Raw genomic sequence first — 15819 nt, 5'->3', positions numbered from 1 at the left:
GCGACGGCGTTTCTGATAGGGCTTGGGTACGCTTAGGGTATTCATGATAAGTGTCCACTAGAAAATAAGTGGACACTATCCTGACGTCAGCGGCGACGAGCTCAAGACGGGATGGCCGGACGCTTACTAATAAAGGTTACGTTGTATGGCAGGTTTTGCAGGATAAAACCATCCAGAACGGCCCGTAGCCAACGTTAGGTATGACGAAGCGAATACTGGTTGCTCCAGCGCTTTTGGTAGTCGCCATATGCTTAAACACTCTATTTATAGGCGGCCATCATGGGCAGCGCCCAGAACTGCTGTTGCGCAGACACATCAGAAAACAGCGCGGCAAGACGCTCGCGGGTTTGCTCAACCAAGCGACTGGCCTGATCATCACTGGCGCTGTAGCACTGCAGCAAAACCTGTGAAAGCGCAGCCTCGTCACCCAGAGGAAAAAAATGACCAGTACTACCAACCACCTCAGGGCCGCCCCCACAATCACTGCAAATCAGCTTGTTACCTGCCGCCATCGCTTCCAGCAAAACCATGCCAAAGGGCTCATGGTCAGAGGTTAGCGCAAACACATCGAATGCCTTGAAGTAACGACGAGCATGCGGCACTTGGCCTTTAAACAGCACTCGATCAGCGATGCCCAATGTCTCTGACAAGCTCTTAAGCTTTGCTTCCAGCCGACCGGTACCCAGGATCACTAGCAGCGCCTCAGCAGGCAGGTCTGGCAGCGCTCTTGCGAAGCCTTTGAGTAGCGTAGCCTGATCCTTGTCGGGATGCAGCCTTCCAACATTGCCGACGACCCAGGCATCTTCTGCCAGATTCAAAGCTGCGCGCGCCTCGCTGCGCTCGATTTGATCGCTGCAGACAGCAGCAACATTGATCCGGTTATGCAGCGTCTGAATACGCTCGACAGGCCAACCAGGCAGGCAACGGCGGATATCTTCACGCACCGCATCAGAAACAGCCAATAAATGCAGACGCTTATGGAACGCGCGCGCAAAAAGTCGTCGACTAGGGCGCTGAAAGTCACCAAAGGCATGGTACACACCGATAACCGCCAAGTCAGTTGCCAAGCGCGCGATGTAGGTAGGCTTGGAGCGGTGGGCAATGCAGAAACTAAAATTGTGATTAAGGGCGATCTGACGAAGCTCGCGAATGGCCTTCAGTTTCAAGCGACGAATGTCTGCAGACCCATACCCCATGAATATCACTTCAGCGCTGTGGCATTGCTCTGCCACCTGCGGATCTGCCTTGCCGGTCAGAAAGACCGTGGTAACCTGATAGTCGGTTCCGTCAAAAAGCGCAGCATATTGGCGGGCGCAATCGAGAAAAGGTCCGTCATACCCATGACAGACCTGGAGCACGTGCCGGGCCTTGCCAACCACACTCATTTTTTAAGCACCAAAATATCTTCCATAATAAAAACTGCGGACCCGATTCGTGAAACCTATCCAGCGCGTCAGTCGGCGAGCACGCCATAGGCTCGCAAAGACGATTAAACGCCCTGCTCAACACTAGACCGATGCCCGTCATGACTTCCAGCCTATCAATCAGATCATATCCACGGGCCGCACTCGCCCTGAAGCACCCGCCCTAGCAAAGCGCTGCACAACACACTATCGGAACCTGAGACTAATCGACCTAGCCGGCAACATTCTCGTGTTCTAAAGAACCTCAGCTAAGCTGCCAGAAAAATGCGACGTTACCCGGCGTTCTCAAGGCTCAAGTGCAACACTTGAGATAGAGTGTTGCCATGAATACCTATACGCATTTAACCACCAACGAACGGGTCGCATTGATGCTGATGCAAGGTCAAGGATTGAGCCTGCGCTCCATCAGCCGTCATTTGAACTGAAACGTCAGCAGCATTAGCCTGAGCTCAAGCATAATAGTACGGCCCACCACTATGATATAGCCTTGATATTTGCCAGAGAATAGGGTCTGATCGGCACAACTAAAATACACGGCCTTAAACACCCGGTTTGAAGGCATGCGCAAGCAAACTTAACAGCACTTGCTGCGCCACGGGAGTAACTGAACTATGATTACCTCGAAGTACGATCCTTCTTCCCTAGAGCATGGGACGCCTCGACGAAGCAGCCTATGCTGACCACTTATAAAGAACTGAAAAGCTTCTGGCATTACGAAATCCTTGGCGAGGACAAGCCTTTCTCCCGGCTAAAGCTGTTGCGCCGGATGCGCCGTAACAACTCCTACCATTGCCTTTTCTGGTTGCGCCTTTCGCAATACCTGCACACGTCGCCCCGACGCGGGACACAATCCATTGCCAAGCAAATCAATAAATCGCTTGCGCGCAAATTTGGCGTTGAAATCATGTTGGGCGCGCGCATCGACAAAGGTCTATGGTTGGGCCACCCCATCGCAATCGTGATTTACTCAGGCGTCATCATCGGCAAGAACTGTAATATACGACAGTGCACAACGATCGGTTCAGTCGAAGCCAACAACAAGTCGATCACGCTGGGTAACAATGTGGATATAGGCGCTCACAGCTGCATCATTGGTAGCGGTCTAAGCATTGGTGACAACGTCACCATTGGCGCCATGAGCTTCATCAACAAGGATGTACCGGGAAACGTTACCTACATTACACGCAAGCAGAACCAGATCAGCCCCAAGGAGTGACCCAGGGTCACTCCTATTCAATGAGATCCTGCGTTAACGCAGTACCGAACTCGACATCGCGATTGACCCGCCGCCCTAGAATCTCTTCCAGTTTTTTTGGCGGCAGCCCAAATCCCGGGCGCACACTGCGGACGTTGTCACGGGTCAGCACATCGCCTTTGCGCAGCGCGCTAGTGATGTAGAGAGAGCGGCGAAACCGTGCATTACCCTGCTCACTGGATTTGCGTCCATAATCAACTTTGCCCTGCGCCCTCCAGGCTGTCTTGCTATCTCTGCACAACGCCATTAGCTCAGGGGGTTCAAGAGAGAAGCTGTCATCCGGCCCGCCGCCACTGCGATCCAGAGTGAAGTGTTTCTCTATGATGGACGCCCCCAGAACAACACTGGCAATCGCCGTTGTGTTGTCCAGCGTGTGGTCCGACAGACCAGTGACAAGCCCATAGCGCTGCATCATGTCCTGGATGGTACGAAGATTGTAGTCTTCCGCCGGAGCAGGATAACCACTCACGCAATGGAGTATCGCCAACTCCTTGCAGCCACCCGATCGCGCCGCCTCAATCGCCTCTGAGATTTCGTCAGCATCGGCCATACCTGTAGAGATAATCATCGGCTTGCCGGTACTGGCCACATACTTAATCAACGGCAGATCGACAGCTTCAAATGAAGCTATCTTGTAAGCTGGTGCGTTGAGATCTTCTAGCAGATCCACGGCTGTATTATCGAACGGTGAGCTGAAGATGGTGATACCTAAATTACGGGCGTACTCAAAAAGAGGCTTATGCCAAACCCATGGCATGTGAGCTTCCTGATACAGCTGATACAACGTTTTACCGTCCCACAACCCACCGTGAATTTGAAACTCTTCAGCGTCGCAATCCAGAGTAATAGTGTCTGCCGTATAAGTTTGCAGTTTCACCGCATCGGCGCCAGCTTTATTAGCTTCTTCAATAATTTTCTGCGCAGTGTCCAGGCTGCCATTATGATTGGCTGATATCTCAGCAATGACATAAGGCTTATAATCTCCGGAAATTTTGCGCCCGGCAATCTCGATATATGGGTTCGCCATTTATAACCTCAAGGTCTAGGGAGTATGAATGTATTCGTGAGAACCACGATAAAATCGCGTTCCCGCTTTCGGCGCGCTGTAAGGCGGATTTTCAAGACCGAGTTTATCTGCAAGCCACCACCGAACATCTGTGAACCCCATTTTGTTACGGAATACCACAGTGCTCGATAGACGGGGATTAATTTCGAATAATAGTGGGCCCATCTCCGTGAGGCGAAGTTGAATATTGATCCCCCCATCAAGACGCATACACTCTAATATTTTACGAACATACTTATCGATTTCTGGACACTCAACCACAGCACCACTTCCAGTTAAACCGCCTACCAATTTACGCTTCATCAATAGAACATAAGGACCGGTCTTTGAAGAACTGTACACCGGACAGGTATATTCTTCGTCATCCGGGAGCAAGTAACTCTGCCAAACGAGACCAGTCGGACAGCTTGCCAATTCCTCAGCTGTATATATCAAAACGACTCCCTTGCTTCCCTGTCCGGATCTTGGTTTCACAATTACGGGGTAGCCAGAAGGTAGGTCATTACCCACTAACCCGTGTTCCGGAACTGGAATACCACGAGAGGCGAGGTAAGAAAGGCACTCGTATTTATCGAGTGATTTATCAATAGTAAAGTCGTTGTTTCGTATGACTATGGCACCACAAATTTCATGTATTTTCGCGGCAGCCAACACTCCAATCTCTGCTTCGCTGGTCGGAATAAAGACTTCGATTTTATTCTTGCGAATGTAATCAGATAGCCAAGAAATATAGTGCGCCTCAGTGGCTCGGGGTGCAACGGCACACTCATCAAAAACGAAGCACCCGGGGTGATCCGAGTGAATATCGATTCCATACAGGCCGGAAAAGTAACCCCAGTCCCGTAAAACCCTCGCAATACCGAAGCCAATATCACCTGCCACGCCGCTCACTAAAACCTTCATATATTTACTCACCTATTCATGATGTCGGCTAGATAACCTAGCGAGGGATCTTTTTCAAGAGCAGCGGCGATGATTGCATCCTTATCAAAAGCTCTTCTCTTGAACCGCACAACCTTGTTAGTGGTATTGACAACAAGGTAACTGGCCAAACCACCAGTATCTCGGGGCTGCCCGACAGATCCTGGGTTCAAAAGATAACGTCCCCCATGCTCATGAAAAAAAGGATAATGGGTATGACCAAATATGGTGTACGTGGCTTCTGAGTAATTGCCCAGCAATCTTTCAATTGGCGCATTCGGATAGAGGTACTCATCGGTACTGCCTAAAGCTCCGTGGCCTACATGAAACGTAATACCGTCAAGCGTCACGTTTATCTTTTCTGGCAGGGAAAAAAGCCACTGTAACTGCGTTTCAGAAAGCTGACGACGACATACTTCGTACCCAGAGCCGTATTTTGCATAATATCTATGGGCTGCTTCTTCACTGCCAAGAACCTGGTGGAGTATGTTCTCGTGGTTGCCCCGAATGCAAATAAAGCGTTCATCCGCCATCAACAAATTGACAACTTCAGCAGGCCAATAGTAGTAACCGATCAAATCGCCTGCAACAAGGATAGCGCTAACATTTTCTTTATCGAGATCTTCTAGCACCACTCGAAGGGCATGAATATTCGCGTGCAAGTCTGAAATAACAGCGACCTTCATTGGAGCAAATCTCCTACCATCTTGATAACAACTTCAGCCACCTCATCCGGGCTTTTCAACGCATGCTCATTTTTAAAATCCTGGAATAGACCAACATCTGGCATTATTTCTGCCAACTGGCAACGGATATGGCTTTGCATATCGGTATCCATAACGCCCGGGTCAAAATGGTGTACCAAGACATTATCGTTTTCAAAAGCCAGCACATTGAGAGCCATAACTGCTGCCGCTTTGCTAGTACAATATGGCATCCAGCCCTTAATGGGCGCTTGCGCGGCACCAGAACTGACATTGACAACATACAATCGAGCGCCCACCTGCTTAGTTTTAAGTGTCAATTGTTGAACAAGAGCTAAAGGCGCTATGCAATTGATACGCAGGGAAAGTTCCATCTCAACCGTAGTAATTTTCTCTGCTCTGCCTATGGGGTCGATGGTGCCAGCATTACTGATCAAGACAACATTTTCGGTTCCTGGCTCAACATTTATTTGTAGGTTAAGCCCTTCCTCAGTACCGAAGTCTGACTGGATGTATTCACACCCCAACGCAGGCTCGCAAAATAATTTGCGGGAAATAAACGTATATTTCGCCAACACAGACTTTCTCGCAGTTAAAATGTCGTGAATTTCTCGTCCAAGCCCCCTGTTAGCTCCAGTCAAAATAATCGAATTCATTTCATACTCATGAGATGGTCTACCACTCTTTTGGACCCAAGGCCATCGACTATCGCAGCCGAACTATTTATCATTCTCGAAATATTGGACCAAATTTGCGTTAAAACATCCTCAAGCACTTTATCGTCAGACGCTTGTACGTTCCTCGTATCCAGTGCAATAGCTGCACCTTTTTCGATCAACGACTGATTTACCATTTTTTGGTTATCGGCTAGAACGAACTGTATTGCTGGCAACCCCAAACAACAACGCTCCCAAGAAGTGCTTCCCGCAGCCCCTATGCAAAGATCTGCCAGACACATGCGCTCCGCCATGTCTCTAACATTCACACTTACAGTGGCTTTAAAAGGCAGTTCTTTGGCTTGTCGACGAACCGCTAACAGGCTAGGAGCCGATGCCCCCATCACAATATCCAACTCCGTTTCTAGCGGCAACTGGCTGTGACCAAGCGCTTCCAATACTTGGGCGGTTACATTGTTGAGGTCTACACCACCCAATGTTATCAAAATACGGCTGATTTTAGAGTTATGCCGGCGTTCGAGGCTTCGCTCCCTGAGTTCTACAAATTCCGGCCTGAGCAGTGCATAGTTAGGGCCAATAAGACGATTGCATTTTTCTGATACCAGTCCATTGTAGTCTTTTTCCATTCGACCGAGGTTTTGATCCAGCAGAAGCTCACATTGATGTGAGCGGTCGGCCAGATCATCAATAACCATCAGCCGCTCATAATAAGGTTTCAGCGCCTGCTCCCATTGGCAGTCCAAGGCATAGTGATCAACCACCAGCCACTGCGGCTTTATCTTTTCGAGTACCTTTTGGCAGGCTCCCGCATCGTCACGCTGGGAGGCGCCCAGCCAGGCTGCATGCGCAAGCTCCTCGCCCTCATGCTCCCAACCGTTGCTAGCAGTTGTTGGCGAGCAGACCAAAGGGTGGGCGTGAAACCCCTGCCCTAAAATAAAATCAATTAGGTTACCTTTGTGCTCGCGGCAGATGAAGTGGCACTCGTATCCCTTCTCACGCAGCGCATTGGCCAGCGTCAAACACCGCATGACATGCCCAGTGCCCATATCCAGCGAAGCATCGGCCCGAAACACCACCTGCTTGGAGGTCATTGCACTGATTCCGCTTGCAATGCCTGGAACATAAATTGCGCACGCTCCCAGTCCTCCGCGGTATCGATATCCTGAACCCGGTGGCGAGGCAAAAGTACAGGGAGAGATCCTGACGCAAAGATGATGCGACCTTCCTTCCAAGCTTCGGCACGCCCCCAATAGAACTGTCCGGCATCGTGATATGCCTCATCCAGATCCTGAGAGCGGGTATTGAAGTGTTCAGGGTTGCACATTTCCACCCGCCCCTGCGGTGTAAGGCGGATAGCGCGTTGGACTGGAAAGGCATAGCTGGTGACGGAAAAGGCATAGTCACAACCGGTTTCAGCCAAAATTGATAGGCCTTTGCGCAAATCTTCCGGCATGACAAAAGGTGCAGTCGCGTACAAGCAACACACCTCTTGCACGGGCGCCCTTATGTGCGCCTCCATCCAGTCAATGGCATGTCGGATAACAGGGATGGTTCCAGTATGATCGTCGGATAACTCCGCGGGACGCATGAACGGAACTTCAGCACCGTTTTGAAGCGCGACTTCAGCAATTTCCGCATCGTCGGTAGAAACTATAATCCGGTCAAAACAGCCGCTTTCCAACGCAGCCTCGATGGACCAAGCGATCATCGGCCTACCACAGAACGTCTTGATATTTTTACGTGGAATACGCTTGCTACCGCCGCGAGCGGGGATTATCGCAATTTTCATCTTTGCCTAACCCTTTCTAGGCTTAATGACAAGTGATGGCGAGCTACCAAAAACAAGAGAGTTACTCGGAACATTCTCATCTTTAATATAACTATTAGCGGATATTATCACGTCATCACCAATCTTGCATCGGCCTAGAATTTTTGCTCCCGAGAACATCTGTACGTTTTCCCCAATCTCAGGAAACACCCCTTTATTATTCCCAACAGTACATAGCTGCGAAAAGGTAAAATTCTCACCATAGTCGGCACGCCCCATAACACTTCCTACAGGATGGTCTAAATTAAATACTTTCGGCATCACCACTTCATAGTAAAGATCCAGACCATTAAGCGCCTTATTCAAAAAATAGATCTTGTCTGCGAGATCACGCAGCGCCGGAAAGTCTGAAATCACTTGTCGCGCAAGGAAATACAAAAATATACAGTACTGCCCAGAGTGATATATAGAAAAAAACACACATCCATTTTTTTTATAATATTTGTTTTTTGAAAACGAAAAACAGTACTCAGTATTTTCCAACGCAGCACTAAGCGAAGCTAAAACCGCATCAGCTTCATATTCATCAATAAAAAAAAGATTATGTATTTGATGTTTAACCAGCTTTCCCAACATCTCAACTGAAGGCGAAACTAGCATCTATCATACTCCTATCGCTACTTTTAGAGCTTGAAACACAGCATCTTGCTGCATATCCGTCATGGTTTGGAAGATCGGCAGACTGATGGCTTCAGCATAGTACTGCTCTGCCTGCGGGTAGTCGCCGACCTTGAAGCCCATTTTTTGATAGTAAGGCTGAGTATGCACCGGGATGTAGTGCAAGTTCACACCGATGCCTAACTCGCGCAGTGCTTCAAAGACCTCCCCGTGGCTCTTGCCAATTTTATCCAATTGCAGACGAATCACATACAGGTGCAGACCAGAGTAGCTGTCTGCGTGCTGCGAAGGCGTAACAACTGGCAACTCAGTCAGTAGCTCGTCATAGCGGCGGGCCAACTGGTGGCGCCTTGAAACGAACTGATCCAATCGTTCCATCTGGCTAACGCCCAAGGCCGCCTGTAGCTCGGTCATCCGATAGTTAAAACCCAGATCAACCTGCTGGTAGTACCACGGGCCGTCCGGTTCATGAGTCATCAAGTCTTGATCGCGGGTAATACCATGACTTCGCAGCAAGGCCATACGGTTGGCTAGCTCGCCATCATTGGTTAGTGCCATGCCACCTTCGCCAGTGGTAATGATCTTGACCGGGTGAAAGCTGAACACCGTGATATCACTATAACGTCCACTACCAATGAATTCGCCCCGGTATTTACCACCAATCGCATGGGAAGCATCTTCTATGATTTTAAAACCATAGCGCTGAGCAAGCGTATGAATAGAAGCCATATCACAAGGCTGGCCACACAGGTGAACAGCTACCAGCACCTTGGGCAAACACCCCTGCTGTTCAGCCAGTTCAAGTCTGGCCTGCAGCGCTTTGGGACAGAGGTTGTATGTCTCAGGATCAATATCGACGAAATCAACTTGAGCGCCGCAATACAAACCGCAGTTAGCCGAGGCAACGAAAGTAACTGGTGTAGTCCACAACCAATCACCTGCTCCAAGACCCAACGCCAAACAAGCTATATGCAATGCGGAGGTTGCACTATTCACGGCCAATGCATGCCGAGCACCGACATGCATTGCTACACTCTGCTCAAAACGCGGTACCACAGGCCCCTGAGTCAGAAAGTCAGACTTCAGTACCGCCACAACCGCCTCGATATCCGCCTCAGTAATATCCTGTCTGCCGTAGGGAATCATGCTCAAATACTCCCTATCTTTTCCCGATTGGCATCAATCCAGCTTTGCAGCTGCTCACCGCTCATCCATTCGCTGTTATTGTCGCTTGAATAGACAAAGCCTTCAGCAACCCTCTTGCCGTTCTTGATGCGTTCTGGCGAATTGCTCCAATCATTGATGACCGGCAGAATCTTGAAATGCTCTGGGTACTCGTAAGTGTAATAGGCGTCTTCGGCGCTGATCATCTGCTCATGTAACTTCTCGCCAGGACGAATACCAATAATTTCTTGCTTGGCTTCAGGCGCGACAACAGTCGCAAGATCGGTCACCTTCATGGAAGGAATCTTCTTCACATAGATCTCGCCGCCAACCATATCTTCAAACGCGTGCCAAACCAGATCCACGCCCTCCTCCAAGGAGATCATAAAGCGAGTCATCCGCTCATCAGTGATCGGCAGCACGCCCTTGTCCTTTATCGACATGAAGAAAGGAATTACCGAGCCGCGCGAGCCCATCACATTGCCGTAGCGAACCACTGAAAAGCACGTACCGTGTTCGCCGGAGTAGGCATTACCAGAGACAAACAGCTTGTCGGAGGTCAGCTTAGTGGCACCGTACAGATTGATCGGGCTGCTAGCCTTATCGGTAGACAGTGCCACCACACCTTTCACTCCTTTATCGATACAAGCATCGATCAGGTTCATCGCGCCCAGCACATTGGTCTTGATGCATTCGAAAGGGTTGTACTCAGCAGTTGGTACAATCTTGGTCGCGGCGGCATGCACAACGTAATCGACACCATCCAAGGCTCGGTACAGACGTTCCTTATCACGCACATCACCAATAAAGAAGCGGATCCGAGGATCACTTTCAAACTTTTTCGCCATATCCCACTGCTTCATCTCATCGCGCGAGAAGATGATGATTTTCTTTGGGTTATATTTGGCCAACGTCATCGGGACGAAGGTATTACCGAAGGAACCAGTACCACCGGTGATTAGAATCGTTTTATTACTGAGCATAGGACAGCCCTCTATTTCAAAGCAGATACGTTTTTATGGCTTCGGCAACACGCTGGTGAGCCGTACGGTCACGACTGCCAAATACCCAGGAAAAATAGGCCTGCCGCTGTTGTGCATAGACAGGGGCGTCCGCTATCGCCTTATCCAATATGGATGAAAAAGCTACTGGTGCATCTTTGATCGTCAGGTTCAGCCCACAGTCATATAGAGTCAGTAGCTGCCCCAGATCGTCCGGATGCATAGCTTCCTTAGTCCCGATTTCCTGGATAATGTTTCTGGAGCACTCTGGCGTTTCAATAAATAGCTGCGGAATATCATAAAAAAGCGCCTCCTCACTGGGAGAGTTGGCGTCTGAAACCACCAGGTCCGCCACCGACAGAACCTCAGACAAGGCCCTCGAGCTGAGGTCAAGGAAAGCATTGCCACGCCGCGTCATCAGTTGCTGGATATGCCGAAAACTCTCGCGATCACGCCGCCTGGAGGTAAGCGCTTGGCTTGGATGTGGGCGCAAAATGACATTGAAGTGAGCCGGAGCCGATTTCAATAACTGCTCCGCTGCACGCTGCCACGAACCAAATCCGCGACGGCTGGATGTGTAAAGCACAGTCTGCTTGTCGACACCTAGGCCCAGTCCTCTCAACACCTGTCCGCGCTGAATAGCGCTCCGTTCGGGGTATTCACAAAAAGGCAGAAAACCGGTATCAACAGTGCGCAGGTTCATGCCGAGCGAAAAGCGCTCGATCATAGTTTTCATCCGCGGCCCTGTAACGCAAAGCAAGTCGAAATGCGCATTTTGTTCTAGCGCGTGCTGGCTGAGCATCATGTAAGTGCCGTGAAAAACTGTGCATTTTTTTGCGCTATAAGGCTGCAAAAAGTTTTTGTAGGGCGAACCTGTAACTATGACATCGGCACCGTCCAGCAGTCGATTCCCCTTGGAAAGAGCACCAAAGTAGCGAGAGTAACGCGCGGTTAATAGCTCAGGGTAGTGAGCACGTGCCGCCCGCAGAGTACTGCGCCGGCTGCTGACAAACGCACCCGGCAGCTGCCGAGCTACTTGCGCAAGCGGCGGCACCGCCTGAAACATCTTGGAAAAATAGACAATACTTGGATCAGACATCGTTTTGTTTGGGCTCTTTCTTGACCACCAGAATATCTTCCATGATCAAGAACTGCAGATCCGATCCGTAGAACATATCCAGTGCATCAGTCGGCGAGCACACCATAGGCTCCCCGCGACGATTAAGCGACGTATTCAGCACCACACCGTTACCGGTCATGACTTCCAGTTCTTTCATTAGGTCGTAGTAGCGCGGATTGTATTCGCGCTTGAGTACCTGTGCTCGTGCCGTTCCGTCCTCGTGTACCACTTCATGAACTCTGTTCTTCCACTCATCGTTAACGTCAAAGGTGAAAGTCATGAAAGGTGACGGGTGATCCACCCCGAGCATCTTGTCAGCGACGGTATCGAGCATAGACGGGCAAAATGGGCGCCAGCGCTCACGGAACTTGATCTGCTCATTGATGCGGTCGGCAACGCCTTTAACGCTTGGGCAACCGATGATTGAGCGGCCACCCAGTGCACGCGGACCAAACTCCATACGCCCCTGGAACCAAGCGACGGGATTACCCTCCACCAGCACTTTGGCGATTTCCTGCGGAACGTCATCGATTTTTTCCCACTGCGGCGAGTTGGGATGCCGCGCGCAGGCAGCGATGATGTCTTCGTTGCTGTATGCAGGGCCGAGATAGACGTGCTCCATCTTTTCCACCGGCACGCCATTCTTCACCGAGATATAGGAAGCAGCACCAACCGCGGTGCCCGCATCACCAGAGGCAGGCTGCACAAACAGCTCCTTGACCTCGGGGCGAGCAATAATCCGCTGATTCAGTTTAACGTTTAGTGCGCAGCCGCCCGCGAACGCCAGGCGCCCGGTTTCACGCAGAATGTCGCCGAGATAGTAGTCCATCATTTCCAGCGCCAGCTTCTCGAACAGAGCTTGCATGCTGGCGGCATAGTGAACGTAAGGATCATCGGCGATATCACCCTCACGCTTGGGCCCCAACCACTCGATCAACTTGGGCGAGAAGTAGTATCCCTTACCTTTGTCCTTGTAGCGACGAAAGCCAATCACGTTGGCGTAGTCGGTGTTGATGATCAGCTCACCATTTTCAAACTTGGCTAGGCGTGAAAAGTCGTATTTGCTGGCATCGCCATAGGGCGCCATGCCCATGACCTTGAACTCACCATCGAGCATTTCAAAACCAAGAAACTCGGTTAACGCACCGTAGAGACCGCCCAAGGAATCCGGATCATAAAACTCTTTGATCTTGTGGATCTTGCCGTTCTCCCCATAACCAAAAAAGGTAGTCGCGTACTCACCCTTGCCGTCGATGCCCATGATCGCGGTCTTCTCGGTAAAGCCCGAGCAGTGGTAGGCGCTGGAGGCGTGAGCCAGATGGTGCTCAACCGGCTCCAAACGTACTTTCTTGGCATCAAACCCCAGCTGCTCCAGGCACCACAGAATCTTGTTGCGATAACGTTTGAAGCGGCGGTTACCCGTCAGTAACGCATCCAGAGAGCGGTCCGGCGCGTACCAGTAACGCTTGGCGTAATGCCAGCGCGCCTTGCTGCCAAATAAACTGATGGGGGCAAACGGAATGGTGACAATATCAACATCAGCCGGCTTGATACCCGCCTGCTCCAGACAAAATTTTGCCGACTCGTAAGGCATGCGATTTTTCGCGTGCTTATCGCGAACAAAGCGCTCCTCCTCAACCGCTGCGATCAGTTTGCCGTCTATGTATAGCGCAGCGGAGGGGTCATGACTCAGCGCGCCGGAAAGTCCAAGGATCGTCAATGCCACAGGGTTGCCTCTTGAGTCAGTATGCGAAAGGATTGATTTTACACTCTGCCGCACTCAAATGAAGCAGATCATGCCCCTCAATTTGCCTTGAGCTAAATAACCTTTCTGACTAAGCCGTTTTTATACTCGTGGTATTTCAGAAAATCTCTGCCCCCGGGCATCAGGAATCCATATTGGCAACTGAAGCAGCTGTGCTTGAAACCACAGGGCTCGCGATCACAAGGCGCTCTGCCCAGCCAGGGCAGAAGTAGGCTTTCGAGGTGGTTAACTGATGAGCCTTTCAATAACAGCACGTCATTAGGGGTACCGTTTTCTCCAAGAAATTCTTGAATGTCGCTGACTCGATCAAACACTTTGACTTTGTCGCTTCCGTGCTTTGCGATAAGCCGGTCTACATCCCCCGGTGGTCGATGCAAAATCAGCTGATCAGCAACAGCCAAAGCCTGGACGGCTATACGCCGCAACTTGGGCCCGAACGCGCCTGGGTAATCAGATATGTTACCTAACACTATGCGACGCGGACGACTGCGAGGAAATGCGTCCAAAGCACCTATAGCAAGACCAAGAGTGCTATAAGGCGCCTTTACCGTGTCACAGATGACCGTGCGACCATCCATTAGCTGATATAAATCACACCGACCGGGCAACGACGTATAACTTTCTGCTTGGGACTTCAAAACCTCAAGAGGGATACCGCATTGATTTGCGCAAGCTATCGCCGCCAGCGCACTTGGCAAAAAATGTAGACCAAACAAAGCCAGCTTGAAACTAACCAATTCTGACTTGTAACAACAATCGAAGCAGAGATTTCCGTCATCATCAAGGCGTACCCGCTGCGCCTGATAATCACTGCCCTGACTGCAGCCAAATGTAATTACTTTCGCCTGCGCCAATGGCGCCATACCAAGCACCGCAGGGTCATCAGAATTGATAAATACGCGGCCGCTCGCCGCCACTGTGCTAACCAGGGTGCTTTTTTCTTTAATTACGTTATCTATGCCCCTAAAGTTAGCGTAATGGTCATTGCTCACAGAGATGACAATACCCATTTCCGGCTGCACCAGAGCACATGAGCGATCCAGCACCCCCGCCTCATGACCACTCATTTCCATGACCACAAATGCATCTTTACGCTCAACTTGGCACAGTCGCCTCGCGAGCACTCGTGGCGTATTCTCGATCAAGGAAGCGGCAACGATATAACGCTCACTGAGCAGGTGGTGCAGTAATGAACTGCAGGTCGACTTGCCCGCGCTACCAGTCACACCTATAAAGCGACTGTTGCCAAGGCGTCGACGAGCACGCGAACCAAGCCAGAAATCCAGCTCTTCGCGGGAGGGTTTTCGTCTCTGACAAAGCATAAACCCCAGCTTGCCAATCACGCGCTCTTTAATGAATTTCATTGGCATTAACTGCATTTTTGCTGAGTGACACCACGCGCTGCAGCGCACTAGAGAACTGCTCGCGTATGCTGATTTTCATCTGCTCAATGTCTAGACTGGCGGGCGACCAGTCAATACTGCGTGAGCGCCAGCGATTCAAAAAGCGAGCAAATAAACCCCGCTCATAAATATAGTTGATGCCAACCAGATCCTTAATAAGACTAACGCGGTAGTCCTGCTGCTTTGCGTTGTCATATAGAAAAACAACAGGTATACCCATCGCGATGCAGGGTAAGGCGCAGTGTATTTTTGAGGTAATGACCAGGCGGGCACGGTCTCGATACTGCACCAGCAACTCTTCTGCGAGCGCAAGCTTAATAGCGGTATTATTGATAGGCAGCCTGACTTTAGCTTGATCGACAGTAACGGCCTGCTTCCTGAGGTCGGCAGGAATCGCTTGCCGAGCAGTAGCACTAATTCCTACCAGAAAAACCTCTCCCTTTGCAGGAGCACTCTGACGACGCGGCAGAGTCAAGGTAACGCACCGACTATAGTATGCCTCTATACCATGATTACGCATCAGTTCAAGCGTACCCAAATCCCTGCAACCAATAGGCTGCCAGCGTTTAAGATAAGCAACGCCTTCAGTCGAGAAAATTATACCAACAGACTCAGGACGCACATGAAAAGCAAAAAAAACCGGTTTCACTTTGGGCGAAGGCGGCCAGTTTTCAGTATTCATGAAAAACCCGTTGATCGGAACCACGCATTCAGAATCCACTAAACTCAAGGCTTCGCGACAAACGTGACCATCAACATGCGGGAGCAAGCGGCTCATGGCGAGCGTTTGAATATCATCCCCTAGGTTGAAAAAACGCTGAAATACCGGACTGGTAAACTCCAGAACTCGCATATCCACAAAAAACCTCTCAA

The 15819-nt window shown here is 50.4% G+C and carries 15 protein-coding genes; 1 reads left to right on the top strand and 14 read right to left on the bottom strand.

The genetic code is table 11. From position 1 onward, the window contains the following. Positions 1–260 precede the first annotated feature (260 nt). Positions 261–1385, bottom strand: coding sequence for a glycosyltransferase (locus H4J77_RS12040; RefSeq protein ID WP_123887610.1), 1125 nt, complete (start codon positions 1383–1385; stop codon positions 261–263). 712 nt (positions 1386–2097) lie between these two features. Between H4J77_RS12040 and H4J77_RS12035 the strand changes: the two genes are divergently transcribed. Beyond that, positions 2098–2640, top strand: a complete 543-nt coding sequence (locus H4J77_RS12035) for a serine acetyltransferase (RefSeq protein ID WP_123887609.1) — start codon at positions 2098–2100, stop codon at positions 2638–2640. Between the two features lie 13 nt (positions 2641–2653). Here H4J77_RS12035 and pseI read toward each other — a convergent pair whose 3' ends face one another. The 13 genes from pseI to H4J77_RS11970 form a co-directional block, all read right to left on the bottom strand. Beyond that, positions 2654–3706, bottom strand: coding sequence for a pseudaminic acid synthase (pseI, locus tag H4J77_RS12030; protein WP_123887608.1), 1053 nt, complete (start codon positions 3704–3706; stop codon positions 2654–2656). A 15-nt stretch (positions 3707–3721) separates the two neighbouring features. Further along, positions 3722–4648, bottom strand: coding sequence for an ATP-grasp domain-containing protein (locus H4J77_RS12025; RefSeq protein WP_123887607.1), 927 nt, complete (start codon positions 4646–4648; stop codon positions 3722–3724). 8 nt (positions 4649–4656) lie between these two features. After that, entirely contained in the window at positions 4657–5352 is a 696-nt protein-coding gene (locus H4J77_RS12020; protein WP_123887606.1) for a metallophosphoesterase, read from the bottom strand. Further along, on the bottom strand, positions 5349–6026 hold the full coding sequence (locus H4J77_RS12015; RefSeq protein ID WP_123887605.1) for an SDR family NAD(P)-dependent oxidoreductase: 678 nt from the start codon (positions 6024–6026) through the stop codon (positions 5349–5351). Before H4J77_RS12015 ends, H4J77_RS12020 begins: the two co-directional genes overlap by 4 nt. Continuing rightward, positions 6023–7138: a UDP-2,4-diacetamido-2,4,6-trideoxy-beta-L-altropyranose hydrolase gene (pseG, locus tag H4J77_RS12010; RefSeq protein ID WP_123887604.1), complete on the bottom strand. Its 1116-nt coding sequence runs from the start codon at positions 7136–7138 to the stop codon at positions 6023–6025. The genes H4J77_RS12015 and pseG overlap by 4 nt, the downstream gene beginning before the upstream one ends. Beyond that, the gene (gene pseF, locus H4J77_RS12005) at positions 7135–7836 is read right to left on the bottom strand and encodes a pseudaminic acid cytidylyltransferase (RefSeq protein ID WP_123887603.1); all 702 of its coding nucleotides are present in this window, start codon (positions 7834–7836) and stop codon (positions 7135–7137) included. The genes pseG and pseF overlap by 4 nt, the downstream gene beginning before the upstream one ends. A gap of 6 nt (positions 7837–7842) precedes the next feature. After that, positions 7843–8475 (bottom strand): transferase, encoded by a 633-nt coding sequence (locus H4J77_RS12000; protein ID WP_123887602.1) that lies wholly within the window; start codon positions 8473–8475, stop codon positions 7843–7845. 3 nt (positions 8476–8478) lie between these two features. Beyond that, complete coding sequence (gene pseC / locus H4J77_RS11995; RefSeq protein WP_123887601.1) at positions 8479–9639, bottom strand: UDP-4-amino-4,6-dideoxy-N-acetyl-beta-L-altrosamine transaminase; 1161 nt, start codon at positions 9637–9639, stop codon at positions 8479–8481. Positions 9640–9641: 2 nt separating this feature from the next. Further along, positions 9642–10640 (bottom strand): UDP-N-acetylglucosamine 4,6-dehydratase (inverting), encoded by a 999-nt coding sequence (gene pseB, locus H4J77_RS11990; RefSeq protein WP_123887600.1) that lies wholly within the window; start codon positions 10638–10640, stop codon positions 9642–9644. Between the two features lie 16 nt (positions 10641–10656). After that, complete coding sequence (locus tag H4J77_RS11985; protein WP_259364822.1) at positions 10657–11463, bottom strand: hypothetical protein; 807 nt, start codon at positions 11461–11463, stop codon at positions 10657–10659. 286 nt (positions 11464–11749) lie between these two features. Beyond that, positions 11750–13504 (bottom strand): carbamoyltransferase, encoded by a 1755-nt coding sequence (locus H4J77_RS11980; RefSeq protein ID WP_123887598.1) that lies wholly within the window; start codon positions 13502–13504, stop codon positions 11750–11752. Between the two features lie 92 nt (positions 13505–13596). Further along, the gene (locus tag H4J77_RS11975; protein ID WP_158611211.1) at positions 13597–14907 is read right to left on the bottom strand and encodes a Mur ligase family protein; all 1311 of its coding nucleotides are present in this window, start codon (positions 14905–14907) and stop codon (positions 13597–13599) included. Next, positions 14894–15799, bottom strand: coding sequence for a polysaccharide pyruvyl transferase family protein (locus H4J77_RS11970; RefSeq protein WP_235869604.1), 906 nt, complete (start codon positions 15797–15799; stop codon positions 14894–14896). The genes H4J77_RS11975 and H4J77_RS11970 overlap by 14 nt, the downstream gene beginning before the upstream one ends. Positions 15800–15819: the final 20 nt, after the last annotated feature.

The sequence above is a fragment of the Pseudomonas sp. 5Ae-yellow genome (assembly GCF_014077575.1).
Taxonomy (GTDB): Bacteria; Pseudomonadota; Gammaproteobacteria; order Pseudomonadales; family Pseudomonadaceae; genus Halopseudomonas; species Halopseudomonas neustonica.
Note: the sequence above shows the minus strand (reverse complement) of the source record. Positions and strands in the feature narration are given on the sequence as shown.

Coding starts and splice junctions, on each gene's coding strand:
- H4J77_RS12040 (WP_123887610.1), bottom strand. CDS start 1,385: ATGAGTGTGGTTGGCAAGGCCCGGCACGTGCTCCAGGTCTGTCATGGG.
- H4J77_RS12035 (WP_123887609.1), top strand. CDS start 2,098: ATGCTGACCACTTATAAAGAACTGAAAAGCTTCTGGCATTACGAAATC.
- pseI (WP_123887608.1), bottom strand. CDS start 3,706: ATGGCGAACCCATATATCGAGATTGCCGGGCGCAAAATTTCCGGAGAT.
- H4J77_RS12025 (WP_123887607.1), bottom strand. CDS start 4,648: ATGAAGGTTTTAGTGAGCGGCGTGGCAGGTGATATTGGCTTCGGTATT.
- H4J77_RS12020 (WP_123887606.1), bottom strand. CDS start 5,352: ATGAAGGTCGCTGTTATTTCAGACTTGCACGCGAATATTCATGCCCTT.
- H4J77_RS12015 (WP_123887605.1), bottom strand. CDS start 6,026: ATGAATTCGATTATTTTGACTGGAGCTAACAGGGGGCTTGGACGAGAA.
- pseG (WP_123887604.1), bottom strand. CDS start 7,138: ATGACCTCCAAGCAGGTGGTGTTTCGGGCCGATGCTTCGCTGGATATG.
- pseF (WP_123887603.1), bottom strand. CDS start 7,836: ATGAAAATTGCGATAATCCCCGCTCGCGGCGGTAGCAAGCGTATTCCA.
- H4J77_RS12000 (WP_123887602.1), bottom strand. CDS start 8,475: ATGCTAGTTTCGCCTTCAGTTGAGATGTTGGGAAAGCTGGTTAAACAT.
- pseC (WP_123887601.1), bottom strand. CDS start 9,639: ATGATTCCCTACGGCAGACAGGATATTACTGAGGCGGATATCGAGGCG.
- pseB (WP_123887600.1), bottom strand. CDS start 10,640: ATGCTCAGTAATAAAACGATTCTAATCACCGGTGGTACTGGTTCCTTC.
- H4J77_RS11985 (WP_259364822.1), bottom strand. CDS start 11,463: ATGATGCTCAGCCAGCACGCGCTAGAACAAAATGCGCATTTCGACTTG.
- H4J77_RS11975 (WP_158611211.1), bottom strand. CDS start 14,907: ATGAAATTCATTAAAGAGCGCGTGATTGGCAAGCTGGGGTTTATGCTT.
- H4J77_RS11970 (WP_235869604.1), bottom strand. CDS start 15,799: ATGCGAGTTCTGGAGTTTACCAGTCCGGTATTTCAGCGTTTTTTCAAC.